At 71.0% G+C, this 24508-nt stretch carries 25 protein-coding genes, 1 tRNA gene and 2 pseudogenes; 9 read left to right on the forward strand and 19 right to left on the reverse strand.

Features of this window, described 5'->3' with window-relative positions; translation table 11 throughout:
• Positions 1-402 precede the first annotated feature (402 nt).
• From M446_RS35275 to M446_RS13850, 3 genes and pseudogenes are all read left to right on the forward strand, one after another.
• Positions 403-588, forward strand: a pseudogene (locus tag M446_RS35275) (IS5/IS1182 family transposase); the annotation flags it as partial.
• A 600-nt stretch (positions 589-1188) separates the two neighbouring features.
• Positions 1189-1383, forward strand: a complete 195-nt coding sequence (locus M446_RS35280) for a hypothetical protein (protein WP_083784677.1) — start codon at positions 1189-1191, stop codon at positions 1381-1383.
• 76 nt (positions 1384-1459) lie between these two features.
• Positions 1460-1780, forward strand: a complete 321-nt coding sequence (locus M446_RS13850) for a hypothetical protein (protein WP_012332714.1) — start codon at positions 1460-1462, stop codon at positions 1778-1780.
• A gap of 31 nt (positions 1781-1811) precedes the next feature.
• Here M446_RS13850 and M446_RS39710 read toward each other — a convergent pair.
• Both M446_RS39710 and M446_RS13865 read right to left on the reverse strand, forming a co-directional pair.
• Positions 1812-2079: pseudogene (locus M446_RS39710) on the reverse strand (hypothetical protein).
• Between the two features lie 1765 nt (positions 2080-3844).
• Positions 3845-5245 carry an IS30-like element ISMtsp4 family transposase gene (locus M446_RS13865; RefSeq protein WP_012330561.1) on the reverse strand — a complete coding sequence of 467 codons (1401 nt, stop codon included), beginning with the start codon at positions 5243-5245 and terminating at the stop codon, positions 3845-3847.
• Between the two features lie 322 nt (positions 5246-5567).
• On the opposite strand from M446_RS13865, the gene M446_RS13870 reads away from it, so the two are divergent.
• Entirely contained in the window at positions 5568-5894 is a 327-nt protein-coding gene (locus M446_RS13870) for a hypothetical protein (protein WP_026190613.1), read from the forward strand.
• A gap of 70 nt (positions 5895-5964) precedes the next feature.
• Positions 5965-6576 (forward strand): 5-formyltetrahydrofolate cyclo-ligase, encoded by a 612-nt coding sequence (locus tag M446_RS13875; RefSeq protein WP_012332718.1) that lies wholly within the window; start codon positions 5965-5967, stop codon positions 6574-6576.
• Here M446_RS13875 and M446_RS37180 read toward each other — a convergent pair.
• Positions 6563-6877, reverse strand: coding sequence for a helix-turn-helix transcriptional regulator (locus M446_RS37180; protein WP_150108656.1), 315 nt, complete (start codon positions 6875-6877; stop codon positions 6563-6565). The two genes, M446_RS13875 and M446_RS37180, sit on opposite strands and share 14 nt — an antisense overlap.
• Positions 6878-6935: 58 nt before the next feature.
• Here M446_RS37180 and M446_RS13885 point away from each other — a divergent pair, with 58 nt between their 5' ends.
• The gene (locus M446_RS13885; RefSeq protein WP_012332720.1) at positions 6936-7898 is read left to right on the forward strand and encodes an ABC transporter substrate-binding protein; all 963 of its coding nucleotides are present in this window, start codon (positions 6936-6938) and stop codon (positions 7896-7898) included.
• A 628-nt stretch (positions 7899-8526) separates the two neighbouring features.
• Here the strand turns inward: M446_RS13885 and M446_RS13890 are convergent.
• Positions 8527-8602: transfer RNA gene (locus tag M446_RS13890), tRNA-Glu, on the reverse strand.
• A gap of 117 nt (positions 8603-8719) precedes the next feature.
• Between M446_RS13890 and M446_RS13895 the strand changes: the two genes are divergently transcribed.
• On the forward strand, positions 8720-9541 hold the full coding sequence (locus M446_RS13895) for a TrmH family RNA methyltransferase (RefSeq protein WP_018260626.1): 822 nt from the start codon (positions 8720-8722) through the stop codon (positions 9539-9541).
• Positions 9542-9556: 15 nt separating this feature from the next.
• Here M446_RS13895 and M446_RS13900 read toward each other — a convergent pair whose 3' ends face one another.
• The 9 genes from M446_RS13900 to phnG form a co-directional block, all read right to left on the reverse strand.
• The gene (locus M446_RS13900; protein WP_012332722.1) at positions 9557-11092 is read right to left on the reverse strand and encodes a CHAD domain-containing protein; all 1536 of its coding nucleotides are present in this window, start codon (positions 11090-11092) and stop codon (positions 9557-9559) included.
• A gap of 151 nt (positions 11093-11243) precedes the next feature.
• A complete protein-coding gene (gene phnN, locus M446_RS13905; protein WP_012332723.1) occupies positions 11244-11777 on the reverse strand; it encodes a phosphonate metabolism protein/1,5-bisphosphokinase (PRPP-forming) PhnN in 534 nt (177 codons plus the stop codon).
• Between the two features lies 1 nt (position 11778).
• Positions 11779-12915 carry an alpha-D-ribose 1-methylphosphonate 5-triphosphate diphosphatase gene (locus tag M446_RS13910; protein WP_012332724.1) on the reverse strand — a complete coding sequence of 379 codons (1137 nt, stop codon included), beginning with the start codon at positions 12913-12915 and terminating at the stop codon, positions 11779-11781.
• Between the two features lie 13 nt (positions 12916-12928).
• Positions 12929-13633, reverse strand: coding sequence for a phosphonate C-P lyase system protein PhnL (phnL, locus tag M446_RS13915; RefSeq protein WP_012332725.1), 705 nt, complete (start codon positions 13631-13633; stop codon positions 12929-12931).
• Positions 13630-14403, reverse strand: coding sequence for a phosphonate C-P lyase system protein PhnK (gene phnK / locus M446_RS13920; RefSeq protein WP_012332726.1), 774 nt, complete (start codon positions 14401-14403; stop codon positions 13630-13632). Before phnK ends, phnL begins: the two co-directional genes overlap by 4 nt.
• Positions 14400-15287 carry an alpha-D-ribose 1-methylphosphonate 5-phosphate C-P-lyase PhnJ gene (locus M446_RS13925; RefSeq protein ID WP_012332727.1) on the reverse strand — a complete coding sequence of 296 codons (888 nt, stop codon included), beginning with the start codon at positions 15285-15287 and terminating at the stop codon, positions 14400-14402. The genes phnK and M446_RS13925 overlap by 4 nt, the downstream gene beginning before the upstream one ends.
• The gene (locus M446_RS13930) at positions 15284-16396 is read right to left on the reverse strand and encodes a carbon-phosphorus lyase complex subunit PhnI (protein ID WP_012332728.1); all 1113 of its coding nucleotides are present in this window, start codon (positions 16394-16396) and stop codon (positions 15284-15286) included. Before M446_RS13930 ends, M446_RS13925 begins: the two co-directional genes overlap by 4 nt.
• 3 nt (positions 16397-16399) lie before the next feature.
• A complete protein-coding gene (gene phnH, locus M446_RS13935) occupies positions 16400-17005 on the reverse strand; it encodes a phosphonate C-P lyase system protein PhnH (protein WP_012332729.1) in 606 nt (201 codons plus the stop codon).
• Positions 17005-17484 carry a phosphonate C-P lyase system protein PhnG gene (gene phnG, locus M446_RS13940; protein WP_083784678.1) on the reverse strand — a complete coding sequence of 160 codons (480 nt, stop codon included), beginning with the start codon at positions 17482-17484 and terminating at the stop codon, positions 17005-17007. The genes phnH and phnG overlap by 1 nt, the downstream gene beginning before the upstream one ends.
• Before the next feature lie 76 nt (positions 17485-17560).
• On the opposite strand from phnG, the gene phnF reads away from it, so the two are divergent.
• Complete coding sequence (gene phnF, locus M446_RS13945) at positions 17561-18310, forward strand: phosphonate metabolism transcriptional regulator PhnF (protein ID WP_012332731.1); 750 nt, start codon at positions 17561-17563, stop codon at positions 18308-18310.
• Between the two features lie 522 nt (positions 18311-18832).
• A complete protein-coding gene (locus tag M446_RS13950) occupies positions 18833-19252 on the forward strand; it encodes a TerB family tellurite resistance protein (protein ID WP_012332732.1) in 420 nt (139 codons plus the stop codon).
• Between the two features lie 78 nt (positions 19253-19330).
• On the opposite strand, the gene phnE (M446_RS13955) is transcribed toward M446_RS13950, so the two are convergent.
• The 6 genes from phnE (M446_RS13955) to M446_RS13980 all read right to left on the reverse strand — a co-directional run bounded on the left by phnE (M446_RS13955) (position 19331) and on the right by M446_RS13980 (position 24450).
• The gene (gene phnE, locus M446_RS13955; protein WP_012332733.1) at positions 19331-20191 is read right to left on the reverse strand and encodes a phosphonate ABC transporter, permease protein PhnE; all 861 of its coding nucleotides are present in this window, start codon (positions 20189-20191) and stop codon (positions 19331-19333) included.
• On the reverse strand, positions 20188-21072 hold the full coding sequence (phnE, locus tag M446_RS13960; protein WP_012332734.1) for a phosphonate ABC transporter, permease protein PhnE: 885 nt from the start codon (positions 21070-21072) through the stop codon (positions 20188-20190). Before phnE (M446_RS13960) ends, phnE (M446_RS13955) begins: the two co-directional genes overlap by 4 nt.
• 34 nt (positions 21073-21106) lie before the next feature.
• Entirely contained in the window at positions 21107-22036 is a 930-nt protein-coding gene (gene phnD, locus M446_RS13965) for a phosphonate ABC transporter substrate-binding protein (protein ID WP_012332735.1), read from the reverse strand.
• Positions 22037-22089: 53 nt separating this feature from the next.
• On the reverse strand, positions 22090-22908 hold the full coding sequence (gene phnC / locus M446_RS13970; RefSeq protein ID WP_012332736.1) for a phosphonate ABC transporter ATP-binding protein: 819 nt from the start codon (positions 22906-22908) through the stop codon (positions 22090-22092).
• Positions 22909-23146: 238 nt separating this feature from the next.
• Positions 23147-23764, reverse strand: coding sequence for an acetyltransferase (locus M446_RS13975; RefSeq protein ID WP_012332737.1), 618 nt, complete (start codon positions 23762-23764; stop codon positions 23147-23149).
• On the reverse strand, positions 23761-24450 hold the full coding sequence (locus M446_RS13980) for a DUF1045 domain-containing protein (protein WP_012332738.1): 690 nt from the start codon (positions 24448-24450) through the stop codon (positions 23761-23763). Before M446_RS13980 ends, M446_RS13975 begins: the two co-directional genes overlap by 4 nt.
• Positions 24451-24508 lie beyond the last annotated feature (58 nt).

The following is a 24508-nucleotide window of genomic DNA, read 5'->3' on the forward strand; positions in this document are numbered from 1 at the left end:
TTGTGGGTGCGTCGGGCTTGCAGGCAGTTGAGCCTACCGAATATGGGGACCGCGCTCAGAAAAGAAAAAGGCCGCCCTCGCGAGCGGCCCGAAGTCTAGGGAGGAAACGCCCAAGGAGGGCACACCCGGCCGCGACGGCATCGCGGTTGGGCGCTCGTCATATGCCATGGGGCGAGGATTACTATAAGCGATGATAATAGCGTGCTGCATTGCAGGGAGTGCATAACAGGTGGACGTTCGGCTGATTGGCAGGACGGAGACGCATGCGCACCTGGCCGAGCAGGCCATCAGCAATCCCGTCCCGACCGAAGCGCCCATTCGGATCGGGGAAGGCGTAGAGCAACAGCGCAGCGGCGGCAGGGCAGCGATCCCCTTCCAGTGTTGGTTGGCTGGAAGCGCCCCATGCTGGGTCGGCGTGATCGGGAGCAACCTGAGTTGTTCGTAGAGGGCTCGCTGCGCCAGATCTTGCCGGATGATCACATCCTGGTGCGGGTCGACCGGATGCTCGGCCCGTCCTGGCTGCGGGAGAGCGTGGCTGACTTGTACTGCGCGACCAACGGCCGGGCATGGATCCCGGGCTTGGCGGTAGTGTCGCCGATCCCGCCCTCAGCGCCGAGCCGGTAGAGCAGCTTGAAGGCGCGGTCCGTCGGTGTCTCCCGCTGGGACCGATAGCCGGGCCCGGGGCTCCCAGCGATCCAGGTCGAAGGGCCTTCTCGCTTCGACGTCACACGGGGCGATCCTGCGCGGGGGACACCGCGCCGCCGGGATGCTGTTCGCTGGGCCGTAGAGGGCGGCGGTTCCGGAGCGACCTGGATCAACACCGCCCCACGCTGCCGTGACACGCTCGCTGATCCGGTCGGGCCGGGGAAGGCGCTGCCTCCACTCAGCTTGCCTTGGGCCGGTCCGCGCAAGCCGCCATGCCCGCAGGGTCCCGTGGCGGGCTTATCGCCTGCAGGTGCATGGCGGCCGGGCCGAAGCCCTACTCAGAACCCGGCCGCCAGCTCCAGCGACCAGCCCGCCACGGGCTCAAAGCGGTCACCAGTCGCTGCCTTCGCCCGCTCTCGTCGTCGACACGAGCGGGCGGTCCCGGAAGATCAGAGGCGACGACCCGGAGATCTCATCCCGGAGCACCGGGCCGCCGCCGTGCCGGCTGGGTGTTCAGCGCCGCAGGCGAAACGGTGGGCCAGGATGGTCAACGAAGTCTTACCGGCAGCAGAACGCCCGGCGGTCATTCCGTACCGCCGGGCGTCTGTTCGGAGACGAGCCGGCTCCTGGTTTCTGGAAACCGGCTTCGGTCCGGTTGACGATCCCAATCCGCCCAAGTTCGCGGACCTGGACGAGGCACAAGCCTGGATCGAGGAGCGGCGAGCTCGCGCGTCCTGAGCCTTACGACTGGAGTTGCAGTAACGCCTGATGTGCGGGCTGGCGCTTACCAGATGCGCTCCCCACGTGTGTGCACATGACACCCGAGCAGAACCTCCGGCCGGAGTGCGAGTGCGGTCCCGAAGAGCGCGTGGTGCGGGCGGAGATCGCCTACTGCCTGCTGGAGCGCGCCTATCAGACCTTGGCGCTCGCCTTCGAGCGTGCCGCCCCGGGCCGGTTCGCCTGCCTCAACCGGGCGGTGATGCGCGATGTCATGGCCGATCTACGCGAGATCCAGGAGACGCTCCCCGAGGGGATCGCGGCTGGGACCGCGCTCGCGGACATCGCGGCGGAGTTGCGCGAGACACTGCTTGCCGCTGAGAACATCGTCTGCACGCCCCAGGACGGAGAACGGTGAACCGCTGGGCTGTGTGCGGCGATTGCGTCCGTCAGGCAGGCCGCGCGAGCAGGATCGCCGTCCTGATCACTATGCACCGCGCGATCGAGGGTGGGATCGTCCAGCACGTCCCTGGCGATTTCGCGGTTCGCCACGGCCGCGGCAATGTCGATCGCCACGCCCTTCGCGATCAGGCGCATGCCGGGCGTGGGATCGTCCAGGTACTCCCGCATGGCGGCATCGAGCTGCTCGTCGGTGACGGCCTTGAGGGCAGGGAGCGCTTTGAGGTGTAGAAGCGGGGGCCTGAGGGCCCCTCCCAAGCCGACGGAACCGCCCGGAGCCGCCGCGCGGCTATCCGCTTTTCAGGGATCTCCACTCGACGCCGGCCGGGCTTCCCTCCCGAGCCGGCATTTCGTTGTGCGGGCCGGGTCTTCAGTGCCGCTTTCGGACCCGGCCCGCGGCCCTGCCCCGGGCGTGCGGGCCTGGAGCGGACAGCCAAAGACTAGTGCACTGACGCATTCAAACGTACATGGCTCAGCGCGATTTCTCCCTCATTTTCAGGCGAGTAGCGGCTGAGCACATGGTGTTTTCGTCGGCGTCTGTGCACTAGTACGGTCGAGGCAGCGGCTTGCAAGACTCCACTGAAAGCCAATAGACTGGCCCTCGACTGGCGGCCGGTTCGAGGCCCGCGCGAGACCTTCGGAACGCTGTCCGGAGGCACCATGACGCGTCCCATACTGGGGCTTGTGCGAATAGCGGGTTTCGCCGACGCGACGGCGCTCAGCCTGCGGAACGTGCAGACGGCGACGAGATGAAGATTGTGTCGGAGGCGACTCGGTAGCGCCTTGCCAACTTGACCGCCAGCATACTTTTCTGGCGGAGTTCTACTCTACAGAGCCTCAGCCCGCCCGGCACCTCTCCACCGTGGCGGACTTTCTTTCGCTAACGTGGCTCAGGTCCGAATACGAGGTGCGACGGCACTCAAAATGTGCTTGAGGTACGCGCGATCCATTTGCCCAAACGTGGATCGCAGCCTTTCAGCCCGCCCGGTCCTGCCGCGGCGGGCTTCCCTCATTCGCTTGGGCCCACAGAGCGTGACAAAGGTCGGGACCAGCACGATCTCGCAGCTGAGCGCGATAACGTGGCTGGAGCGCCCGAACGGCTCGAGGAAGCAGGCGTAGCACGCGCTCGTGGCGAAGAGCCTGAGCCGGGCAGCGGCGGCGGACATGCCGCAGTGGGCCAGCAGCTGCGGGACATCCTTCATGGCTCAGCTTACGGTTCCATAAAGGCCGGTTCGCGCCTTCATGCGCGCCATCGCACTCTCGGATCGGAGACGCGCTGATCCGCGTCAAGGCGGGCCTGCCCCGTTGACCGGCACTTTCACGCGTGTCGTGGCGCACGTCGGGCCGTTTACGGTTTCCTACCTCGATCGGCACACCCTGGTCGTTCCTCTTGAGGGGGCGTGCATGGCGCAGATCCGCATCCTGGACCCACTGAGCGGTCGCGTGGTCTCGGTTGATCTCCCGCTGCCTGCCGCTGCCCGTCCCGCTCCACGCCCCGCCGAAGCCGTTCGAGAGCCGCGTCCAGGGCCGGCGCAGGGCACGACGGCGCCGGAGAAGCCGCTGGCGGTGCCGCCGACCGCTGTCCCGGCGGCCTGAGGACGGTTGCCGCGGGGCGCTTCGATCAAGAACCCTCCTGCCCGGCGCGGCCGCTCCAGAGCTGCTTCGAGCCCTGATGCCCTGGCTGCCGAACCCTTCTCGGCCACAAGCAGAAGGCTTCCGCCTTGGGGTTTGATTATGGCGACGAGCGGTGTTGGCACGCCTCTGGAGGGCGCAGGAATGGCCGTGGGCGGCCGTTGTAACGGGACGGAACGGCGGGGCGAGCCGGTGCCGTCCAACTCGTGCAGCAGCTCCGCCAGCCTTGCTCCAGCGGTTCGTCGAGAACGGGCTCGTACAGCGCCTGCAATCGGCGTCCCAGGCGGTCGCGCGGTTGCGAGCCCGCGCGAGGTGGCTCCATACGCCCGCCTTGCGCGAATGGCCGAGAGCCGAATTCTCCGCAGGATTATACGCCGGAGACATCTTGGGTTCAAGCGGTCGTCGCAACACCATCTTGCACGGCAGCCAGCACAGCGTCGAGCGCCTCTGCCGGCGTCTTCCAGTTCAGCGTCTTGCGCGGTCTGCTGTTGAGGGCTGCGGCCACAGCAGCAAGATCGTTCGCGCTGTGGGCGCTCAGATCCGTTCCTTTCGGGAAGTACTGTCGCAGTAACCCGTTCGTATTCTCGTTCGTCCCCCGCTGCCAGGGTGAGCGTGGATCGCAGAAGTAGACCTGCAGACCCGCGTCGATCCGCAAGCGCGCGTGCTCGGCCATCTCGGTACCCTGGTCCCAGGTCAACGAGCGCCGCAGCTGCTCGGGCAAGCGCGCGATCGTGCCGGCGATCGCCTCGCGCACCGCCTGGGCCCCGTGCCCCGCCAGCGCCGGGCCGTTCTTCGCACGCGGTGTCACCCCATGGCCGTCCATCGGCGGAAGATGCAGCAGCATCGTAAAGCGCGTCGTGCGCTCGACCAGGGTCCCGATCGCCGAACTCTTCAGACCCAGGATCAGATCTCCTTCCCAGTGCCCCGGCACCGCGCGGTCCTCCACCTCGGGCGGACGCTCGCTGATGAGCACCTCGGGGGTGACGAACGACCTGCCTCGGCCCAGGCTGCGGGCCCGCGGCACACGCAAAGCCCGTCCTGTGCGAAGACACGCGGTCAGCTCACGCTTCAGCGCGCCCCGGCCCTGGATGTAGAGCGCCTGATAGATCGCCTCGTGACTGATGCGCATCGTCGTATCGCCCGGAAAGTCGAGCCGTAGGCGCTCGGCGATCTGCTGCGGACTCCAGGATCGACCCCATCGGCGGCTCTGGCGTCGCCCGTGCCGCCGTCCCTTCCAGGCAACGCTAGGGCCAGGCAGAGCGCTCCCGCCCGGTGTCGCGACAGTTCCGGCGAGCCGCTCCTGCACGTACGTCCGCAGCGCTGCGTTCCCCGCCAGTTTTGCTGGCTTGGGCCGGCGTGCCGCGCGTTCAGCGTGCCACTGCGCGGTCGTGGCGCGATAGTCCAGGCCGCCACTGCGGGTCGCCGCATTGCGGCGCAATTCCCGCGAGATGGTCGACGCCGCCCGTCCCAGACGCCGAGCGACGTCCCGGACCCCGTGACCTTGCGCTTGTAGGATCGCGATCTCCTCCCGCTCAGCCAACGACAGGTAGCGCGCAGAAGGCGACTTGGATGATGGTGACAGGTGGGAAGGTGCCATTCCGCCTGCTGTCCGGAACCACCGCGAGCCGACCGGTGGCGAGATCCCGAGCTTCATCGCTGCGACCTCGCTGGAGAGACCCTGCGCGAGGAACGCCCAGAACCCCCGCCGCGTCTCGCGCAGACCGACCCCGGGACGACCCGGTGACCGCAGCTTCTCGCGAAGTGCCCGATCCGAACGCCGCCGACCTGCCATCACAACCGCCCTCCGCCAAGCCGTTGCGACGACCACTTGAATCCACCCATTGTGCCGCGCATAAAATGATGCCGGCCCGAGTAGGACCCGGCCGGCAGTGTGGGCCTTCAAACCTCCTCTTCGGGCCGACGAGGGCCCCCTCCGAGTCGAGCTGCTTCAACTTGGCAGTAACGGATCCACCGCATTGGAACGAACGACTTATCTCCGCGCCTGCGGAGGAATCGTCTGCTAAGATGGGCCTGCTGCAGGCCGACAGCGCCGAGCCCATGGGGCAGGATGCAGCGCTTCCACGGGGGCGCCCATGCTGGCAGGACGTCCGAACATGAACAGATATCCGGGTCGGCCCGCGGATGAGTGGGCCAGGATTATCGCTGAAGCCTATGCTGCTGAGGCACGGCCACCTCTTACACAGCGCCTGCTGGAGGAGATGCGCGTCATCATCACCGAGGCACTCAGGGAGGCGGAGGTGGCCAACAGCCCGGATGCCGAGCGCTGCGAGCGCGTGAACTTGGTTCTGGATCGCAGCGAGATGTCCCTCCACGCTGCCGTCGGACCTCGCCTCGCCGCCATCGATGACGCCGCCGGACAGGCTGTGATGGTGCACCGTTCGGAGGCTGGGCGGCCGTTGCGCCCCTATGGCGGGCAGTAAGCCGGTCACGCGGCGCACCGGCACGGCTGACATCCTCCGCAGCTAGCCCGGGACAGGCGGGAGCAAGCCCATGAGCGACACATCCAAGATCTCGGACGCCAACACGGGGCTGCCGAATGCCGGTGCGGATTGGCCAACGATCCGCGATTGGCGCAAGGAGACGCGAACCAAGCTGATCGAGCAGCGCATCGGGCTCTCCGCCCAGGATCGCGCGGCGCGGAGCCAGAGGGTCAGTCAGGCGCTCGGAGCGGCACTGGAGCCTTACGCCGGCAAGCTGATCGGCTTCTACTGGCCATTTCGCGGCGAGTATGACCCGCGAGCGGTTCTCTCGTCGATGCGGGAGCGGGGCACGCGCCTTGCGCTGCCGGTGATCGTGGAGCGGGGACAACCGCTCGTGTTCCGCGAGTGGTCACCGGGCCGCTTGATGGCGCAAGGCGTTTGGAACATCCCGGTGCCGGAATCTGGCGAGCCGGTGTTTCCCGACCTCCTGGTCGTCCCGCTCGTCGGCTTTGACGAGCAGGGCTACCGGCTTGGCTATGGTGGTGGCTTCTACGATCGCACGATCGCTGCGATGTCGGTCAAGCCGCGCACCATTGGTGTTGGCTTCGAGCTCGGGCGCGTGAGGACGATCTACCCGCAGCCACATGACATCGCTCTGGAAGAGATTGTCACTGAGCGCTGACACGAATGCTGACGCCGTCAGCGGGGCCCGAGCGCTCGTGAGGGTACGCGCCTCTGAGACAGGTCAACACGGTCGCGAATCGTTTGCGGACCGTCCCGACCGCCACGTGGGCTGCGTTCGCGATCTCCTCCGCGCTCCTGCCGCCCGCGATCTCGTTGACCAGGCGCGCTTCGGAGGAGGTCAGGTTGAGGATCCTCTTCAGCACCTCGGGCGAGGGATGTGGGTTGGCATCCAGATTGCCGAGAATGACGACCTTGTGGGGTCCGCCCGGGGCGGGCTGGTTGATGGAGACGGTGCGCACGATTAACCTTTAGGGCGGCAATTGGCCCGCGAAGACGGTCGCGCTGGCGAGATGACCGATGAAGCGGAGAGACTTCCTCGCAGCGCTGTTCTTCCCGTGCTTGGCGCATCGGGTCGCGGCGGCGGCGAAGGCTCGCATCGTTATCCTACACAGCGGGTTTGCTGACCGCACACCCATCCACCAGCTTTACTCCGCGCTGAGTGACCTTGGGCATCACCAGGGGCAAACTGCCGATATTGAGCTTCTCAGTGCGGACGGCGATCCCGACCGCCTCACCTCGTTTGTAGCTCACATATCCCAGGTCCAGCCACAGGTCATCATTGCAGTGACATCACCTGCCGCACTTGCACTCAAGCGCGCGCATGTCTCTAAGCCGGTAGTGTTCTTGTTCGTGTCCGATCCAATTCGCCTTGGCCTGGTGAAGAGTCTACCCAGACCGGGAGCCAACTACACGGGAGTGACATTCAGTGATGCGTTTCTGGGGGCGAAACGCCTCCAACTCCTGACCGACACCGTCCCAGAAATGCGCACAGTCGCTGTCCTTTGGAGCCCGCAGTTTCAGGAGAACGCTGCCCTCGTGGAGAGTATCCTCATTGCAGGGAAACGGTTCAGTATCGAGGTGGCGACCATAGAAATCAGCGGCGCTGCTGGCTTGCCTGCTGCATTCGATGGTGCGGTAGCCGCTCGGGCGCAGGCCGTGATCTTCATCACCGAAAACGCCCTTTTCAACCACCGGCGCACGATTGCTGATTTGGCTTTGGCTCGGAAACTTCCAACTATCCACACCTTCCCGCCTGAGGTGCATGATGGCGGCCTGATGTCATTCTGCCCCGATCTCAGGGAGAGCTATCATCGCGCAGCGGCTCTGACCGATCGTGTACTTCAGGGAGCGCTGCCGCGTGATCTCCCGGTCGAGGAGCCTTCCAGGTTTACGTTGTGCGTCAACATGAGGACGGCAGCAGCACTCGGCTTAAACGTGCCCGATTCCATCCTGGCCCTTGCCGATGAGGTGATCGATTAGGCTGCAGTCCCCGCATCCGAGCTATCACGTCGGCGGGCAGAGCGCGCGGCGGACGGACCGAGGCTTTGAGACGACGAGGCCCGCCCGGTAGGCCGCCGGGCGGGCTTTGACGCGAGACCGATGGCGGGTTGCCACTGAGTGAATGGTGCCCCCGATATGGTTAACGAGCGATCGCATGGCACCCTGGCCCGGGTGGCCCTTCGCCTTCCGCCAAGCAGACGCCCGCGGCCCGTTGCATGACGGCCACGCATGAGCTGCCGATCGTGCCGCGCTCCGCTGCCGCGATGGCCGCGATGGCACGGTTGGCGCGCCGTGCACTCGGGCTTCACCGCCGGGGCGCTCTCCTCGGCGGCGGGGTCAAGGCGTGCCGCCAAAGGGCCGGCCTACGGCTCGACCGCATCGAGCGTTGACGTCAGGCGGTGTGATGCGGGATCCGCTTGATCGAAGCGGATCCCGCATCGCGAGCCTGCGCGGCGCCTGAGCAAGGCCCAAATCCGCCATCCCGAAGGGATCAAGCGGATTTGGTATGACCAAGTGCGTGTGGGTGAGCCCACCCTCGTGCACGCCCACATATGGGACATACGTTGGACACGGGCAGCACCGAAAACAGCTAAGTGATTGATTCTGCTGGCGCGCCCTACGGGACTCGAACCCGTGTTTTCGCCGTGAAAGGGCGACGTCCTAGACCGCTAGACGAAGGGCGCTCGCGGTGAGCGACCCTATAGTGAGCTTCCGGGCCGACGGCAACCGCATTGATGGGGTTGACGCGGTCGTCGCCCTGCTGTGTGTCGGCGCGCCGCAGGGCGGCGGGAGGGCACAGCATGGCGATCAAGCGGATGCCGCCGCGCGAGCGGCGCGGCGGGCCGGACCGGCGGACCGGCGCGCCCGCCCGGGCGCCCGCGGGCGCGCGGGCCGGCGCGGGCCCGCGGAGGGCCGACGAGGACACGGTCGTCCTGTACGGCTGGCACCCGGTGGCCGAGGCCCTGCGCAACCCGCGGCGCCGGCTCACCCGCCTGCTCGCGACCGAGAACGGACTCGCACGCCTCACGGAGGAGGTCGGCGAACTGCGAATCGCCCCGGAGACCGTGCGGCCCGGCGAGATCTCGGCCCTGGTCGGGCCCGATGCCGTGCATCAGGGGCTCTACCTGGAGGCGGAGCCCCTCCCGGTCCCGCCCATCGAGGACCTGCCGGCCGACGCCGTGCTCCTCGCCCTCGACCAGATCACCGACCCGCACAATGTCGGGGCCATCGTGCGCACCGCGGCGGCCTTCGCGGTCACCGCCATCGTCACCACCGCGCGGCACTCCCCCGCCGCCACCGGCGTCCTCGCCAAATCCGCCTCGGGCGGGCTCGAACACGTCCCCTTCATCACCGTCCGCAACCTCGCCGAGGCGCTGATCCGCTTCGGCGAGCAGGGCTTCACCCGCATCGGCCTCGATTCCGAGGCGCCGGTCCCCCTGTCGGAGGTGACGCCGACGCGCCCGCTCGTCATCGTGCTCGGCGCCGAGGGCAAGGGGCTGCGCCAGCGCACCCGCGAGTGCTGCGACGTGATGGCCCGGCTCGACTTCCCCGGCGCCATCAAGAGCCTCAACGTGTCGAACGCCGCCGCCATCACCCTCTACGCCCTGGCGCCGCGGCGCTGAGGCCGGCCCGCCCGGTCAGCGCCAGAAGGGCCGCACGTCGATCAGGGCCGCGTGGGCCTCGGCCGCCGCCCGCAGCAGGCGGGCGGTGCGCTCCTCCATGTCCGCCGCCGTGAGCCCGGCCGCGAAGACGGCCGAATCCGCGGCGCCCTCGGTCAGTGCCGCGGTGAGCGTGTGCGCGGTCGCGATGTCGTTGAGGTCGCCCAGGCAATCCTGCAGGTCGGCCAGCGCCTTCACGAAGGTCCTGTGCCGCTTGACCGCCTTCGGCTTGGGATAGAGGCTGCCGAAGAACTCCGCCCCGTAGCGCAGCTTCTTGGCGGCGATGCGCACCCGGTGGCGCGCCTCCGGGTCGAGTTCGTCGAGGTGGCGCCCGCGCTTCTTCACCTGGCGGCGGCGGCGCTCCAGCTCCTCCGTCGCGAAGGCCCGCGCCGGCCCGTCCCGGCGCGCCGCCTGCGGCGCCCCCGCCTCGCGCCAGGGCCCCGCATCGATCCAGGCGATCAGGTCGAGGAGGAAGAGCCGCCACTCCTCCCCCCGCAGGACCGCGCCCACCGCCTCGTAGGCGCGGCTGCGCTCGCCCTCCAGATGCGATTCCAGCCGCAGCAGGCCCGCCTCGTCCGGGCGCCGGGCCCGCTCGGCCGGGAGCGTGCTCGCGAGGAACACGTCGAGGTTGCGGGCTTGGCCGAAGGGCTCGCCGAGCCGCCGCAGCTCCGCCCGGATGGTGGGCGTCCGGTGATCCTCCACGAGGTCGCCGAAGAGCGAGAAGGCCGAGCGCAGGCGGCGCAGGGAGACCCGCAGCTGGTGCAGCGCGTCCGCGTCGCGGTGGTCGAGCAGCACCGCCTCGTTGAGCCGCATGTGGCGCAGGCAGGCATGCGCGACGGCCTGGAAGGCTTCGCCGGCGCTCGCCTCGGGGTCGAGCCGCACCGGCTCCGCCTTGCTGGCGCGGTCGAGGCGCCCGGCGAGGAGCGAGTAGCCGCGCTCGGCCTTGGTCATCACCCCGAGGCGCAGCGGCACGCTCGCGCCGATCTCGCGGGCGAGCCCGAACAGGTCGGCGGCCGAGCCGTCCTTGAGTTCGAGTTCGAGCTCGTGGATCGGGGCGACCCGGTCGCCCTCGCCGTCGAGCAGGGTGATCCGGCCGCGGTCGAGGGCGACCTCGATGCGCGAGCCGCCGCGCGCGATCACCCGGGTCGAGCGCTCGACGCCCGCCGAGAAGAGCGGCCGCAGCACGCTCTTGCGGCCCAGAACATCCCCCGCCGGGGTCTCGCCGAGGCGCGCGAGGTCGGGCTCGGCCCCGTCGACAGGCCATTCCCATTCGGGCCGGTCGAACAGCCCGGCGCCGGTGCCGGCCGCCTTCACCGTCTGGACGTGCCGATCCCCGTCGCGGCGCACCCGCAGCGTGAAGCCCGCCTCGCGCAGGCGCCGGTCCTCGGTGTCGAAATACACGGAGGTCAGCCGCGCCTCCCGCTCGTCGCCGCCGAGGAGCGGGTGCTCGCTCAGCGCCGCGAGGTCGGAGGCCTCGAATTCGAGCTTCAGTTCGGTCTCCCGCGGCGTGCTCATCCGGTCCTTCCATTCTCCCGCTGCGGCGGTGGGCGCGCCGGCCCGCCGCCCGGGCCCCGAGGGCCCGAGCCGCCCGGGCAGGAACGCCCGAGACGAGAGAACGATATGGGCTCTCGGCACGCCGCCGCGCAAGCGTCCGGTTTCCGCTCGGTCAGCGCGCGCGCAGATGGGCGACGAGGGCGGCCGCGCCCGCCTCGGGCGGCCCGTCGTTGAGGATGGTCAGGTCCGCCGCGTCGGGCGCCCGCCGCGCGAGGCGCGCGGCGAGGTCGCCGTCCTCCGGCCGGCCGCGGGCGGCGAGGCGCCGCGCCAGCACCTCGGGCGGCGCCGTGACGCTGACGACGCTCACCCGCGGCAGGCGCGCCCGCGCCTCCGCCACGGCCCGCCGCGAGATGTTCGCGGTTACCACGTGTCCGGTCTCCGCCAGGGACAGGCAGGCGGCCGGCAGCGCGTAGCCGAGGCCGTGGGCGCGCCAGGCCAGCGCGAAGCGCCCCTGCGCCTCCCCGGCGGCGAAATCCGCCTCGCCGATCTCGCGGTTGTCCTCGTGCGCGGAGGGCGGCCGCGTCACCAACCGGCGCGGGAAGACGTAGCGGGGCTCGGCCGCGAGCGCGTCCCGCGCGAGGCGGATCAGCGTGTCCTTGCCCGCGCCGCTCGGGCCGACGATCAGGACGAAGCCGCCCGGGCGCATCTCAGGCCACCCGCTCGCCGCCGCGCCAGACCTGGCGCACGACCGGCACGCCCCCCGCGCGCCGCACGCGCACGAGGTCGGCCCGCAGGCCCGCCCGCAGGGCGCCGCGGTCGTGAAGGCCGGTGGCCCGGGCGGGATTGGCGGTCACGGTCGCGATCGCGGCGGGCAGGGTGATGCCGGGCACCCGCTCGGGCAGGGCGAAGGCCGCCATCAGCAGGCTCGCCGGCACGTAGTCGGAGGACAGGATGTCGAGCTGGCCCTCGCGGGCGAGGTGCTCGGCCGCGACGTTGCCCGAATGCGAGCCGCCGCGGATCAGGTTGGGCGCCCCCATCATCACGGTGATGCCGGCCTCCCGGGCCGCCCGCGCCGCCTCGGCGGTGGTCGGGAACTCGGCCAGGGCCACGCCCTCGCGCCGGGCCAGGGCGACGTCGTCGAGGGTGGTGTCGTCGTGGCTCGCGAGGGCAATGCCGTTCTCCCGCGCGATCTCGACCAGGGCCGGGCGGTTGACCGCGTTGAGGGCCTGCCCCTCCCGGATCTTGCGCTCGGTCCCGGCCTTGATCGCCTCCAGGGAGCGCCCGCCCCGGCCGGCATATTGGTAGTACTTGGCGATGTCGCGGAACTGCCGCTGGCCCGGCGTGTGGTCCATCAGCGAGAGCAGGCTGACGGGGAAGCGCGCCGCGAAGTCCCTCACCGTGTCGACGACGTCGTGGGACGGGATCTCGCAGCGCAGGTGGGTGAGGTGCTCGGCGCGGAACAGGCCGGCCTCCCTGGCCTCGGCGATCGCCCGGGCGAGCTGCATCAGCTCCGGCCCGAGCCCGCTCCCGTCCGGGTCGCTGCCGGCGCGCAGGGAATCGAACACCGTGGTGATGCCCGAGGCCGCGATCTGCGCGTCGTAGGCCAGCACCGCCCCGAGGGGATGCCAGCGCACCCCGGGACGCGGCGCGTAGTGGCTCTCCAGGTGGTCGGTGTGGAGCTCGACGAGGCCCGGGATCAGGTGGTCGCCGCCGAGGTCGAGCCCGCGCGCGGGCGCCCGTCCCTCGCCGATCTCGGCGATGCGCCCCTCCGCCACGGCGAGCCAGCCCGCCTGCACCCGGTCGGGCAGGACGAGGGTCGCGTTCTCAAGGATGGTCTCGGTCATGCAGTCTCGCCCTTCAGGCCGCCGCGCGCTCGCGGAACCGGGTGACGTCGATGGTGCGGGTCGCCACCGCCTCGCGCACGTCCGCGTCGTGGAAGATGCCGATCAGGCCGGCGCCGGCCGCCTGCTTCTCGCGGATGAGGTCGATCACCACGGCGCGGTTGACCGCGTCGAGGGAGGCGGTCGGCTCATCGAGGAGCAGGAGCGGCTTGTCGGCGATGAAGCCCCGCGCGATGTTCACCCGCTGCTGCTCGCCGCCCGAGAAGGTCGCGGGCGGCAGGTCCCAGAGCCGCCCCGGCAGGTTGAGGCGGGCGAGCAGCTCGGCGGCCCGGCGGGCGGCCGCCTCCGGGGCGAGGCCGCCCTCGCGGCCGGCCGCCTCCACTACCTCGCGGGCGCCCACGCGGGGGATCACCCGCAGGAATTGCGACACGTAGGCGACCACGCGGCGGCGCAGGGCCAGCACCTCGCGCGGGGCGGCGCTCGCCACGTCGACCACGCGCGCCCCGTCGCGGATGCGGATCGCGCCGCGATCGACCCGGTAATTGCCGAAGGCCATCTTGAGCAGCGAGGACTTGCCGGCGCCCGAGGGCCCGCCGAGCACCACGCACTCGCCCGGATGCACGGCGAGGCTCACGGCGGCGACGACCGGAAGGGCGAGGCCGCCGCGCAGGTGCAACGTGAAGGTCTTGGCGACGTCCTCGAAGGCAATGAGCGGGATCATGCGGCGAGCACCGAGGAGACGAGGAGCTGCGTGTAGGGCTCGGCCGGGTCGTCGAGCACCTGGTCGGTGAGGCCGGTCTCGACGATGCGGCCGGCCCGCATCACGATCATCCGGTGGGACAGGAGCCGCGCCACCGCGAGGTCGTGGGTGACGATCACCACCGCGAGGCCGAGCTCCGCGACGAGGCGGCGGATCAGGTCGAGGAGCCGCGCCTGGACCGAGACGTCGAGGCCCGAGGTCGGCTCGTCCATCAGCACGAGGCGCGGGCCGGTGACGAGGTTGCGGGCGATCTGCAGGCGCTGGCGCATGCCGCCCGAGAAGCTGGTGGGCGGGTCGTCGACGCGGTCGGCGGCGATCTCGACCTTGCCGAGCCAGTCGAGGGCGGTGGCGCGGATCCGGCCGTAATGGCGCGCGCCCACCCCCATCAGGCGCTCGCCGACATTGCCGCCGGCCGAGACCGCCATGCGCAGGCCCTGGGCCGCGTCCTGCCGGATGAAGCCCCAATCCGTGCGCATCAGGTGGCGCCGCTCCGCCTCCGAGAGGCCGGCGAGGTCGGCGAGCCGCCCGTCGCGCAGGCGGTAGCGGACCGTGCCCGCGTCGGGCGCGAGTTCGCTCGCGATCAGCGACAGCAGGGTCGACTTGCCCGAGCCGGATTCGCCCACGATGGCGAGCACCTCGCCCGGATCGAGGTCGAAGGCGACGTCGGCGCAGCCGAGCCGGGCGCCGTAATGCTTGGTGAGGCCGCTGACGCTCAGGAGTGCGCTGGTCATTCCCCGGCTCCCCGGTGGCCGGCATCCCGGCGCTCCTCGCAGAAATCGGTGTCCGAGCAGACGAACATCCGCCGGCCGCGATCGTCGAGCAGCACCTCGTCGAGGTAGACGCCCTCCGCCCCGCACAGGGCGCAGGGCCGCTCGAAGCGCTGCACCCGGAACGGATGGTCCTCGAAGTCGAGGCTGCGCACCCGGGTGTGGGGCGGCACCGCGTAGATGCGCTTCTCGCGCCCCGCGCCGAAGAGCTGCAGGGCCGGGCAATCGTCCATCTTCGGGTTGTCGAATTTCGGGGTCGGCGACGGGTCCATGACGTAGCGGCCCGCCACCTCGACCGGGTAGGCGTAGGTGGTGGCGATGTGGCCGTGGCGGGCGATGTCCTCGTAGAGCTTCACGTGCATCAGCCCGTACTCGGCGAGCGCGTGGAGCTGGCGCGTCTCGGTCTCGCGCGGTTCGAGGAAGCGCAGGGGCTCGGGGATCGGCACCTGGTAGACCAGGACCTGGCCCTCGGTCAGGGGATGCTCGGGAATGCGGTGGCGGGTCTGGATCACGCTCGCCTCCCGGGTCCGCGTCGTCACCGCCACCCCGGCCGTGCGGGCGAAGAAGGCCCGGATCGAGACCGCGTTGGTGGTGTCGTCCGAGCCCTGGTCGATGACCTTGAGCACGTCGCCGCGCCCGAGGATCGCCGCCGTCACCTGCACGCCGCCGGTGCCCCAGCCGTAGGGCATCGGCATCTCGCGCGAGGCGAAGGGCACCTGGTAGCCCGGCACCGCGATCGCCTTGAGGATCGCGCGGCGGATCATGCGCTTGGTGCCCTCGTCCAGGTAGGCGAAGTTGTAGCCGGTCCCCTCTTCCGGGCCGGACTCTCGTGCGGCGATCCCGCTCATTCGGCGGCCTCCCCCTCGGCGGCGTCCTCGTGCGCGGCGGTCCGCGCGGCCGCGTGCTCGGCCCGCATCCGGCGCACCAGCTCCAGCTCGGCCTGGAAATCGACGTAGTGGGGCAGCTTCAGGTGCTCGACGAAGCCCGTCGCCTGCAGCGCGTCGCAATGGGCGAGCACGAATTCCTGGTCCTGCGCCGGCGAGGCGATCGGCTCGCCGAGTTCCTCCGCCCGCAGGGAGCGGTCGACCAGGGCCATCGCCATGGCCTTGCGCTCGCACTGGCCGAAGGCGAGCCCGTAGCCGCGGGTGAATTGCGGCGGAGCCTCCGCGCTGCCCTTGAACTGGTTGACCATCTGGCACTCAGTCAGCGTCACCCGCCCGAGCGGCACCGGGAAGCCCAGCTCCTCGGGCGTGAAGTCCAGCGCGACCTCGCCGACCCGGATCTCGCCGACGAAGGGATGCGTGCGTCCGTAGCCGCGCTGGGTCGAGTAGCCGAGGGCCAGCACGAAGCCCTCGTCCCCGCGGGCCAGGGCCTGGAGGCGCACGGCCCGGTCGGCCGGGAAGCCGATCGGCTCGCGGGTGAGGTCGCCCACGGGCTCGCCCGCGTCCGGGGGCGAGGGTTCGATCAGCCCGTCACGGCCGAGGAGGTCGGTGACGCGGGGCGCCGGCCCCGGCTCCGGCTCGGCCTCGGCGGCCCGCGGCACCTCGCCCTCGGCGGCGAGCGCGAAGTCGATCAACCGGTGCGTGTAGTCGAAGGTCGGCCCCAGCACCTGCCCGCCCGGCAGGTCCTTGAAGGTCGCCGAGATCCGCCGGTGCAGGGCCATGGCGCCGGTCTCGACCGGCTCGCTCGCGCCGAAGCGGGTGAGCGTGGTGCGGTAGGCCCGCACCAGGAAGACGGCCTCGATCACGTCGCCCCGGGCCTGCTTGAGGGCGAGGGCGGCGAGGTCGCGGTCGTAGAGCGAGCCCTCGGTCATCACCCGGTCGACCAGGAGGCCGAGCTGCCCGGCGATCTGCGCCACGGAGAGCTCCGGCACCGCGGGGTTGCCCCGGCGCCGCTCGGCCAGCAGCCGGTGCGCGTTGGCGATGGCGGCCTCGCCGCCCTTGACGGCCACGTACATGGGTCAGCCCTCCGTCACGCGGGTCGAGCGCGGCAGGCCGGCGACGCGCCCGGGCGCCGTGAGCAGCAGGTCGAGCCCGAGCGGGAAGGCCGCCCGGTTCGCCCGCATGCGGGCGGCGAAGTCCGGCGGCAGCGGCGCCGCGCGCAGCCGCGCGCGCGCGCGGATCCCCGGCCCTTCGAGGACGAGCCCGCCCTCCTCCGCCGGATGCGTCTCCGCCAACTCCGCGCAGGCGAGGACGAGGGTCGCGGAGCGGTCCGGATAGGCGGGCTCGCCCTGCGCGAAAGCCGCGAAATCCGGGCAGGCGGCGGGCGCGGCGACGAGCGCGAACTGCGCCGCCGCGGGCTCGACCACCAGGGGCGCGCCGGTGTGGAAGCGCAGGAAATCCGCCACCGCCCCGCTCGCCGCCAGGACGGGATCCAGCCAGAGCGGCGCCTCGGCATCCGCCAGGGCGAGCGCCACGGCGGCGAGTTCGGGCGTCAGCGGCCGCGGCGGGGCGAGGTCGGGCGCGAGGCGCTGGATCCGGCCCGGCCGGGCGAGGGCGTCCATCACGGCCCGGAAGACGGCCTGCGCGTCGTGGACGGGGTCGCGCAACCCGGGAGCGAGCGTCATCAATCCTCTCCCCGCGCCATGGTGAAGAAGTTGACCCGCGTCGCCGCGACCCGGCGCGCCTCCGCCTCCGCCTCGGCGGCGCGGCGGGCGGCCACCGGGGCGAGCGCCCGCTCGACCGCGGGGCGCCGCCCGGGCTGCTGCCAGAGGGCGTCCAGGATCGCCGCGAGGCGCGCCTTCCGGCGGTCGCGGCCGAGATGGTAGGCGAAGCCGGTCGCGCCGTCGGGCAGCCGGACCGCCGCCCGGGTCACCGTGACCTCGCCGAGGTTGAAGGGCCGCCCGTCGCCCCCGATCCGACCGCGCGCCATCACGAGGCCGGTCTCGACGGGGCGGAGATCCTCCGCCTCGCCGACCGGGCCGATCCCGTCGAGGGCGCGGGAGAGTTCGTCCGCGCTGGCCTCGCCGCAGAGGGCCATGGCGGCCCGCCGCGCCGCGATCTCTGGCGCCTCGCCGCCGTTGCGTGGTGAAGTGCGATCCGGCATCGGTGTCCCGGGTGTCCTGATTTGTCTAATCGTATAGACAAGTGGGGCGCGGGGCAAATGAAGTTTGGATGACGGTATGGGCGACGGCGATGGCACCCCGGTGACGGCCCTGAGCCGCGGCGAGGGCTTGGCGGCGTGGCGGCAGATCGCGGACGGGCTCTCGGCGGAGATCGAGGCGGGCCGGCTGGCGGCGGGCGCGCAACTCCCGACCGAGGCGGCGCTGGCGGCGCGGTTCGGGGTGAACCGGCACACGGTGCGCCGGGCCCTGGCGGCCCTGGCGGAGCGCGGGCTGGTGCGGGCGACCCAGGGGCGCGGCACCTTCGTGGAGGCGCCGCGCCTGACCTACCCGATCGGGACGCGCACCCGCTTCTCCGAGATCGTCTCGCGGGCGGGCCGGGAGGCCTGGGGCGACCTGATCGCGGCGGCCGAGGTGGCGGCCGAGGAGGGGATCGCGCGCGACCTCGGCCTCGCGCCGGGCACGCCCATCCTCGAACTCGTGACCGTGCACCGGGCCGACGGCACGCCGATCTCCACGGCGCGGACCTGCCTGCCCCTGCCGCGCTTCGCCGGCTTCGACCGCGCCTACGCGCGGCGCGGCTCGATCACCCGCGCCTACGCGGATTACGGGGTGGCGGATTACACGCGGCTCTCGACGCGGATCGGGGCCCGGCTCGCCGCGGCCGACGAGGCGGCGCGGCTCGACCTCGCGCCGGGCCGCGTGCTCATCAGCATCGCGAGCGTGAATGCCGACGCGGACGGCGCGCGGATCCAGGCGACCCGCGGCCTGTTCGTGGCCGACCGGGTCGAGCTGGTCGTGGAAGCCTGAGATGATATCGGCCCGATACGGGATCCGCTTGGTCGAAGCGGATCCCGTATCATTCCCTGCGCCGCCTCGGCAGAGGGACCGTGGGCGGTGTCATACCAACGGCTCAGGATGCTGACGCATCGAGCCGTTGCTCCATCTCGAATTTTCGATTTCAAGCCAGAGGCTTGGCGAACCAGAGGCTTGGCGAAAATTCGAGAGCCGCACCACCGGTCATGAGAAATGACCGGTGGTATCATCTCGCATCCCGGCAATCGGGCCGGCGTCGCAACCTGGCAGGAGAGATCGCCGGCAGGAGAGATCGGCTGCGCCGAACGACCCGCCGGGGGGCGTTCCGCCCCGGACGCAGGGGCACGGCGCGCGCGGGAGCGATCCGATCCGATCCCCACGTCTTAGCCCCCTCCGTAATCCAGTTCAGGCGCAATAAAATCTCGGATGTCTCGCGATCTGACCCCGTCGACAAATCGCGACATCTTAACTATGAACGGCCCGCACGCGACGCGAACTGTGCAGGGAGACCTGACGATGTTCAATATGTTCAAGTCACAAGTGTCCCTCGATCTGAGCCCGCGGAACTGCCTGGCGGTGTCGCTGATCCACTGCATGGCCGCCGACGGGGAGGTGGACCCGGAGGAGGTCGGGCACCTGATGTCGGTGCTCGGCCGCCAAGCGACCCGCCAGCAGCTCGACGCGGCCATCCGCTACGCGCGCGCGACGCCGCCGGCCCAGTTCCTGGCCGAGGCCGCGCCGAGGCTGCGGCCGGACCAGCGGCTCTGCATCCTTCTCAACATGATCGACAGCGCGATGGCGGATGGCGAGGCGGAGCCGGAGGAGCAGCGGCTCATCATGCAGTACGCGCAGGCGTTCGGCCTCGGCGAGAGCGAGCTGACCCCCTACTTCAAGGCCCTCGTGGCCAAGAACGATCGCGCCGTCCTGGACCGCTGATCGGCGGGCCCCGTCCTCGGCGACGGGCGTCGCCGGGGATGGCCCCCGCCCACCCGGTCCCGCCGCGTCCGGCCGCCCTCACCGGGCGGCCGGCCCGATGATCGCCCGCCGCAGCCGCGCCGAGACGAAGTCGATCGCCGCCACCGTCACCAGGATCATCGTGACCAGGAAGGCGACCTGCTGCAGTTCCAGCACGCGGATCAGCTCGGTGAGGTAGGTGCCGATCCCGCCCGCCCCGACGATGCCGATGATGGTGGCCGAGCGGGTGTTCGATTCGAAGAAGTAGAGCACCTGGCTCGCCAGCACCGGCAGCATGCCGGGCAGCAGGCCGAAGCGCAGGCGGTCGAGGGTGCTCCCGCCCGAGGCGGTGACGCCCTCCTGCGGCTTGCGGTCGGCGGTCTCGATCGCCTCGGCGAAGAGCTTGCCCAGCGCCCCGAAATCCGAGCAGGCGATGGCGAGGGCGCCCGCGAAGGGGCCGAGCCCGACCACGTTGATCCAGATCAGCGCCCAGATCAGCACGTCGACCGAGCGGAGCACGTCGAAGCCGCGCTTGGTGGCGAAGCGCAGGAAGGGGTTCGGGTTGGCGTTGCGCGCCGCCAGGAAGGCGAACGGGAAGGCGAAGAGCGCCGCCGTGAGCGTGCCCAGGAAGGCGATGGCGAGCGTCTCGCCGAGCGCCTGGAGGAAGGCGAGGAAGCGCCCGTCCGGCGAGGGCGGCAGCATCAGCGCGGCGAATTCCCCGAGCCGGCCGAGGCCGCGCAGGATGCGCAGGAGCGAGAAGTCGAGGTACAGCATCGCGACGATCGCGAGGCCGGCCGCGGCCGCGGCCGCGCCGATCACCGCCAAGCGCTGCCGGAGCGGCACCGCGAAGGCCTGCGGGTGGCGCGCCCTGAGGCCGCCGATATCGGCGAGCATCGCCCTGCGGAACGCGGCACCGCTCATCGGGCGCTCTCCCGTCCGAGCAGGGCGTGGCGCAGGCGCTCGGTTCCGAGATCGATGCCGATCACGGTGACGATGATCATCAGCAGGATCGCGCTCACGTCACTGTAGTAGAAGTTGCGGATCGCCACCAGGAACTCCTGGCCGATGCCGCCCGCGCCGACGAAGCCCATCACGCCCGCGCCGCGCACGTTCATCTCGAAACGCAGGAGCCCGTAGGAGGCGAAGTTCGACAGCACCTGCGGCACGACGGCGAAGCGCGCGGTCTCGACCCAGCTCGCCCCGCTCGCGGTCAGCCCCTCGACGGGCTTCATGTCGATGTTCTCGACCACCTCGGAGAAGAGCTTGCCGAGCGCCCCGGCCGTGTGGATGGCGAGGGCCATCACGCCGACCATCGGCCCGAGCCCGAAGGCGATCACGAAGAGCAGCGCGAACACCACCTCCGGCACCGTGCGGCACAGTTCCAGGAAGCGCCGCGTCGCGAAGCAGAGGAGGCGCGAGCGCACGAGGTTCGCGGTGGCGAGAAAGCACAGGCCGAAGGCCGCGATCCCGCCGAACAGCGTGCCGAGATACGCCATCAGCAGCGTCTCGCCGAGGAGCATGGTCCATTTCGGCAGCCCCCAGTACCAGGCGGCGAGGTCGCCCGGCAGGGTGCCGGGCGACAGGGGCGGCATGATCCGGCCGAGATAGGCCGTGAAGTTCCGGATGTTCTCGAGGAAGGTGAGCGGCCGCACCTCCGCCATCGCGCCCGCCAGGACGATCAGGACGAGGAGGACGGCGAGCACGGCGAGGTTGCGCCGCCGCGCACCGGCGATCGCGGCCGCGTAGGCCGCCGCGAGGGTGCGGGCCCTCTCCGGCGGCAGGTTTGCGATCCGTTGGGTCAACGCGGCCGCCTCGCCCGATGCGTCCTCGGAATGACTACGAGCGCTTCCGCTGCTCGTCGTTGTAGCGGAGCATCTCGATGATCGGCTCGAAGTCCTTCAGCGTCACCGCCGTGAAGTCGAGGTCCTTGCCGTCCGACAGCTTGTCGAAGGCGACCTTGTCCTTCTTCGGCATCGCCACGAAGGCGGCGCGGATGCGCGTCTTCAGGTCGTCCGGCAGGCTCGCCAGCACCGCGAAGGGGCCCTCGGGCAGGAAGTCGGATTTGAAGACGATGCGGAAATCGGCCGGCGTCAGCGGCTTGCCGTCCGCGCTCTTGAGCATGTGCTTGGTCTGCATGCGGGTCAGCGTGCCGTCCGTCTCCGAGTTCCACAGCGTGGCGGAGGCGTCCGAGGTGCCCTGGATCAGGGCCAGCACCGAGTTCTCGTGGCTGCCGGCGAAGAACGTCTTGCCGAAGAACTTGTCGACGTCGTAGCCCGCCTTCTGCATGAAGAAGCGCGGCGCCTGGTTGCCCGAGGTCGAGTTGGGGTCGACCAGCGCGAGGTTCTTGCCCTTCAGGTCGGCGAGCGTCTTGTAGGGGCTGTCCGCCTTGACGTAGATGACCGAGTAGTAGCCGGAGGCGCCGCTATCGTGCTTCTGGTTGACGATCGGCTCGACCTTCACGCCGGTGATGACCGCGCGGGCGAAGGCGGCCGGGCCGTAGAAGCCGATCTGGATGTTGCCGGCGCGCTGGCCCTCGATCACCGCCGCGTAGTCGTTGGCGACGCGCAGCTTCACCGGCACGCCGAGTTCCTTCGAGAGGTAATCGGCGAGCGGCGTGTAGCGGTCGGCGGTGCCCGACGCGTTCTCGATCGGAATCACGCCGAGCGTCAGTTCCGGATACTTGGCCTTCCAGTCCTGCGCGGCGGCCGGGAGGGTGAAGCAGGCAAGCGCCGTCAGGGCGCCGACGAGGGTGCGTCGGGTCAGCATCGTGTCCGTCCTTCCATCATTCTCCACGGGCCGGCGGCCCGCATCGGGTCGCGTCAGGCGCCGACCGGTGCCGGCGGCGCCAGGGCGGGGCCCGGCTCCGGGAGGGGTGTCGCGGGCGGCCGGTCCATCACCTCGCCGGCCTCCAGGCCGTAGAGGTCCTGCGCCACGGCCTCGGTCAGGTCCAAGGCGCGCCCGTCGAAGACGAGGCGCCCCGCCGAGAGGCCGACCAGGCGGTCGCAATAGGCGCGCGCCAGGTCGAGGGAGTGCAGGTTGCACAGGACCGTGATCCCGTACCGCGTATTGGCCTCGGCCAGCGCGTCCATGACCAGGCGCGTGTTGCGCGGGTCGAGGGAGGCGACCGGCTCGTCGGCCAGGATGATCTCGGGCTCCTGGACCAGGGCGCGGGCGATCGCCACGCGCTGCTGCTGCCCGCCCGAGAGGGCGTCGGCGCGGTTCGCCGCGTAGGCGCCCATGTCGAAATTCTCCAGCGCCGCGAGGGCGAGCGCCTTGTCCTCCTCGGGCCACAGCCGCAGGAGGGCGCGGGCGGACGACACGTGGTTGAGCCGGCCCATCAGCACGTTCGTCAGCACGTCGAGCCGGCCGACGAGGTTGAACTGCTGGAAGATCATGGCGCAGCGCCCGCGCCACTGGCGCAGGGCCCGCCCCTTCAGGGCCGTCACGTCGCGCCCGTCGAACAGGATGCGGCCCTCGCTCGGATCGACGAGGCGGTTCAGCATCCGCAGCAGGGTCGACTTGCCCGCGCCGGAGCGACCGATCACGCCCACGAAGCTGCCGCGCTCGATGCGCAGGGAGATCGCATCCACCGCGCGGCGGTCACCGTATTGGCGCGTGAGGTTCTCGACGACGAGCATCAATCCGTCCGCTGTTGCCGTACGCGGGACGTAAACGCCGGTTTGGCGACAGTTGAATGACAGCCGCTGCCGCCGGGGGGCTCTCGCGGATTCTTGCGGCCGCGTCCCGGCGGCGAGGCCCGCCGCGGCGGTTTGATACCCGATCCGATCGGTCGCTTCGGGATCGCGGATGCCGGCCTCGCTCCCGCGCCGCGCGGGCGCGTGATCCGGGATCCGCTTGGATCGGCCGGATCCCGGATCAGCCCCCGTGGCGGGCCAGGAAGTCCTCGACCGGCAGGGCACGGAAATCCGGCAGGGCGGCGCGCAGCCGCTCGTGGTCCCAGTCCCACCACGCCAGGGCCCGCAGGCGCTCGGCGACCGCCTCGGGGAAGCGCCGGCGCAGGAGGCGGGCCGGGTTGCCGACCGCGATCGCGTAGGCGGGCACGTCGCGGGTCACGACCGCGCCCGCCCCCACCACCGCCCCGGTGCCGATCCGGCGGCCCGGCAGGACGATGGCGCCGTGGCCGATCCAGACGTCGTGGCCGATCTCCACCGGCAGCGCCCGGCGCCGGTCGAAGAAGGCGGCCTCGTCCGCCTCCTCCGGCCAGTACTGGCTCGCCCGATAGGTGAAATGCGCCTGGGAGGCGCGCTCCATCGGGTGATTGCCCGGGTTGATCCGCACCATCGCGGCGATCGAGCAGAACTTGCCGATCCGCGTCGCGATCACCTCGCCGTCGTTCACGATGTAGGAATAGTCCCCCATCTCGGTCTCGGTCAGGCGGGTGCGGGCCCCGACCTCGGTGTAGCGGCCGAGGCGGCTCGCCACGATCGCGGCGGTGGGATCGACGAGGGGCTCCGGCCCGAGGCGCTTGGTCATGCGGGGTCTCCGAGGGGAATGCGCCGCAGCACCCGGAACGGGGCATCCCCGTCCTGCCGCAGCACCGTGACGGCGTCGAGGGTCAGCGGCTCGCCCGGCCCGTAGGCCGCCGCGAGCCGCGCGTGCCAGGGCGCGCGGTCCTCCTCCGGCAGGGCGTCCGTCAGCGTCATGTGGAAGCGGAAGCGCTCGAAGACGTGGGGGTAGCCCCAGCGGTCGAGGAGCGCCCGCTCGCGCGCGTCCAGGCGCTCCGGGCGGCGGCGCGCCCGCTCCGCCTCGCTGAGCGGCGCGCGCAGGGGGTCGAGGGCGGCGACGCACTCGGCCGCGAACAGGCCGAGCGCCGGCGGCGCCTCGTCCGGCACCAGGGCCGTGAAGGCGCCGAGCGTCGCGACGACGAGCCGCCCGACGGGAACCGGCGGGTGCCACGCCGCCAGCGCCGCCGCGGCCGCGACCAGATCCGCCTCGGCGACGCCCGGGGCGAGGCGCATCGGCGCCTTCAAGGTCGCGTGGAAGCCGTAGCGGCTCGGCGCGCGGGTCACGTCCTGCGCGTCCGCGAACCCGTCGTGCCGCGGAACCGGCGCGCCGGTCGCGGTGTCATAGCCGAGGACGCCGCAGCCGAACCGGGCCAGCCCGGAGCCGGGCGGGGCCGTGTAGTAGAGCGCGTAGCGGCACGACTCGGTCACGACCATCCCTCCGGCGAGCGTTCCGGACGGGTTCATCACGGTCGGATGACGGTTCCGTGACGAG

It is taken from the genome of Methylobacterium sp. 4-46 (genome assembly GCF_000019365.1).
Taxonomy (GTDB): domain Bacteria; phylum Pseudomonadota; class Alphaproteobacteria; order Rhizobiales; family Beijerinckiaceae; genus Methylobacterium.

Excerpts from the sequence above, each read along its gene's own strand:
- M446_RS13895 (WP_018260626.1), top strand. The coding sequence starts at position 8,720 with ATGGCGATCAAGCGGATGCCGCCGCGCGAGCGGCGCGGCGGGCCGGAC.
- M446_RS13870 (WP_026190613.1), top strand. The coding sequence starts at position 5,568 with ATGAACAGATATCCGGGTCGGCCCGCGGATGAGTGGGCCAGGATTATC.
- phnG (WP_083784678.1), bottom strand. The coding sequence starts at position 17,484 with ATGCCGGATCGCACTTCACCACGCAACGGCGGCGAGGCGCCAGAGATC.
- phnE (WP_012332733.1), bottom strand. The coding sequence starts at position 20,191 with ATGAGCGGTGCCGCGTTCCGCAGGGCGATGCTCGCCGATATCGGCGGC.
- M446_RS13875 (WP_012332718.1), top strand. The coding sequence starts at position 5,965 with ATGAGCGACACATCCAAGATCTCGGACGCCAACACGGGGCTGCCGAAT.
- phnD (WP_012332735.1), bottom strand. The coding sequence starts at position 22,036 with ATGCTGACCCGACGCACCCTCGTCGGCGCCCTGACGGCGCTTGCCTGC.
- phnH (WP_012332729.1), bottom strand. The coding sequence starts at position 17,005 with ATGACGCTCGCTCCCGGGTTGCGCGACCCCGTCCACGACGCGCAGGCC.
- M446_RS13910 (WP_012332724.1), bottom strand. The coding sequence starts at position 12,915 with ATGACCGAGACCATCCTTGAGAACGCGACCCTCGTCCTGCCCGACCGG.
- phnK (WP_012332726.1), bottom strand. The coding sequence starts at position 14,403 with ATGACCAGCGCACTCCTGAGCGTCAGCGGCCTCACCAAGCATTACGGC.
- phnL (WP_012332725.1), bottom strand. The coding sequence starts at position 13,633 with ATGATCCCGCTCATTGCCTTCGAGGACGTCGCCAAGACCTTCACGTTG.
- M446_RS13980 (WP_012332738.1), bottom strand. The coding sequence starts at position 24,450 with ATGGTCGTGACCGAGTCGTGCCGCTACGCGCTCTACTACACGGCCCCG.
- M446_RS13930 (WP_012332728.1), bottom strand. The coding sequence starts at position 16,396 with ATGTACGTGGCCGTCAAGGGCGGCGAGGCCGCCATCGCCAACGCGCAC.
- M446_RS13975 (WP_012332737.1), bottom strand. The coding sequence starts at position 23,764 with ATGACCAAGCGCCTCGGGCCGGAGCCCCTCGTCGATCCCACCGCCGCG.
- phnN (WP_012332723.1), bottom strand. The coding sequence starts at position 11,777 with ATGCGCCCGGGCGGCTTCGTCCTGATCGTCGGCCCGAGCGGCGCGGGC.
- M446_RS13850 (WP_012332714.1), top strand. The coding sequence starts at position 1,460 with ATGACACCCGAGCAGAACCTCCGGCCGGAGTGCGAGTGCGGTCCCGAA.
- M446_RS35280 (WP_083784677.1), top strand. The coding sequence starts at position 1,189 with ATGGTCAACGAAGTCTTACCGGCAGCAGAACGCCCGGCGGTCATTCCG.
- M446_RS13925 (WP_012332727.1), bottom strand. The coding sequence starts at position 15,287 with ATGAGCGGGATCGCCGCACGAGAGTCCGGCCCGGAAGAGGGGACCGGC.
- M446_RS13885 (WP_012332720.1), top strand. The coding sequence starts at position 6,936 with ATGAAGCGGAGAGACTTCCTCGCAGCGCTGTTCTTCCCGTGCTTGGCG.
- phnC (WP_012332736.1), bottom strand. The coding sequence starts at position 22,908 with ATGCTCGTCGTCGAGAACCTCACGCGCCAATACGGTGACCGCCGCGCG.
- M446_RS13900 (WP_012332722.1), bottom strand. The coding sequence starts at position 11,092 with ATGAGCACGCCGCGGGAGACCGAACTGAAGCTCGAATTCGAGGCCTCC.
- phnF (WP_012332731.1), top strand. The coding sequence starts at position 17,561 with ATGGGCGACGGCGATGGCACCCCGGTGACGGCCCTGAGCCGCGGCGAG.
- M446_RS13950 (WP_012332732.1), top strand. The coding sequence starts at position 18,833 with ATGTTCAATATGTTCAAGTCACAAGTGTCCCTCGATCTGAGCCCGCGG.
- M446_RS13865 (WP_012330561.1), bottom strand. The coding sequence starts at position 5,245 with ATGGCAGGTCGGCGGCGTTCGGATCGGGCACTTCGCGAGAAGCTGCGG.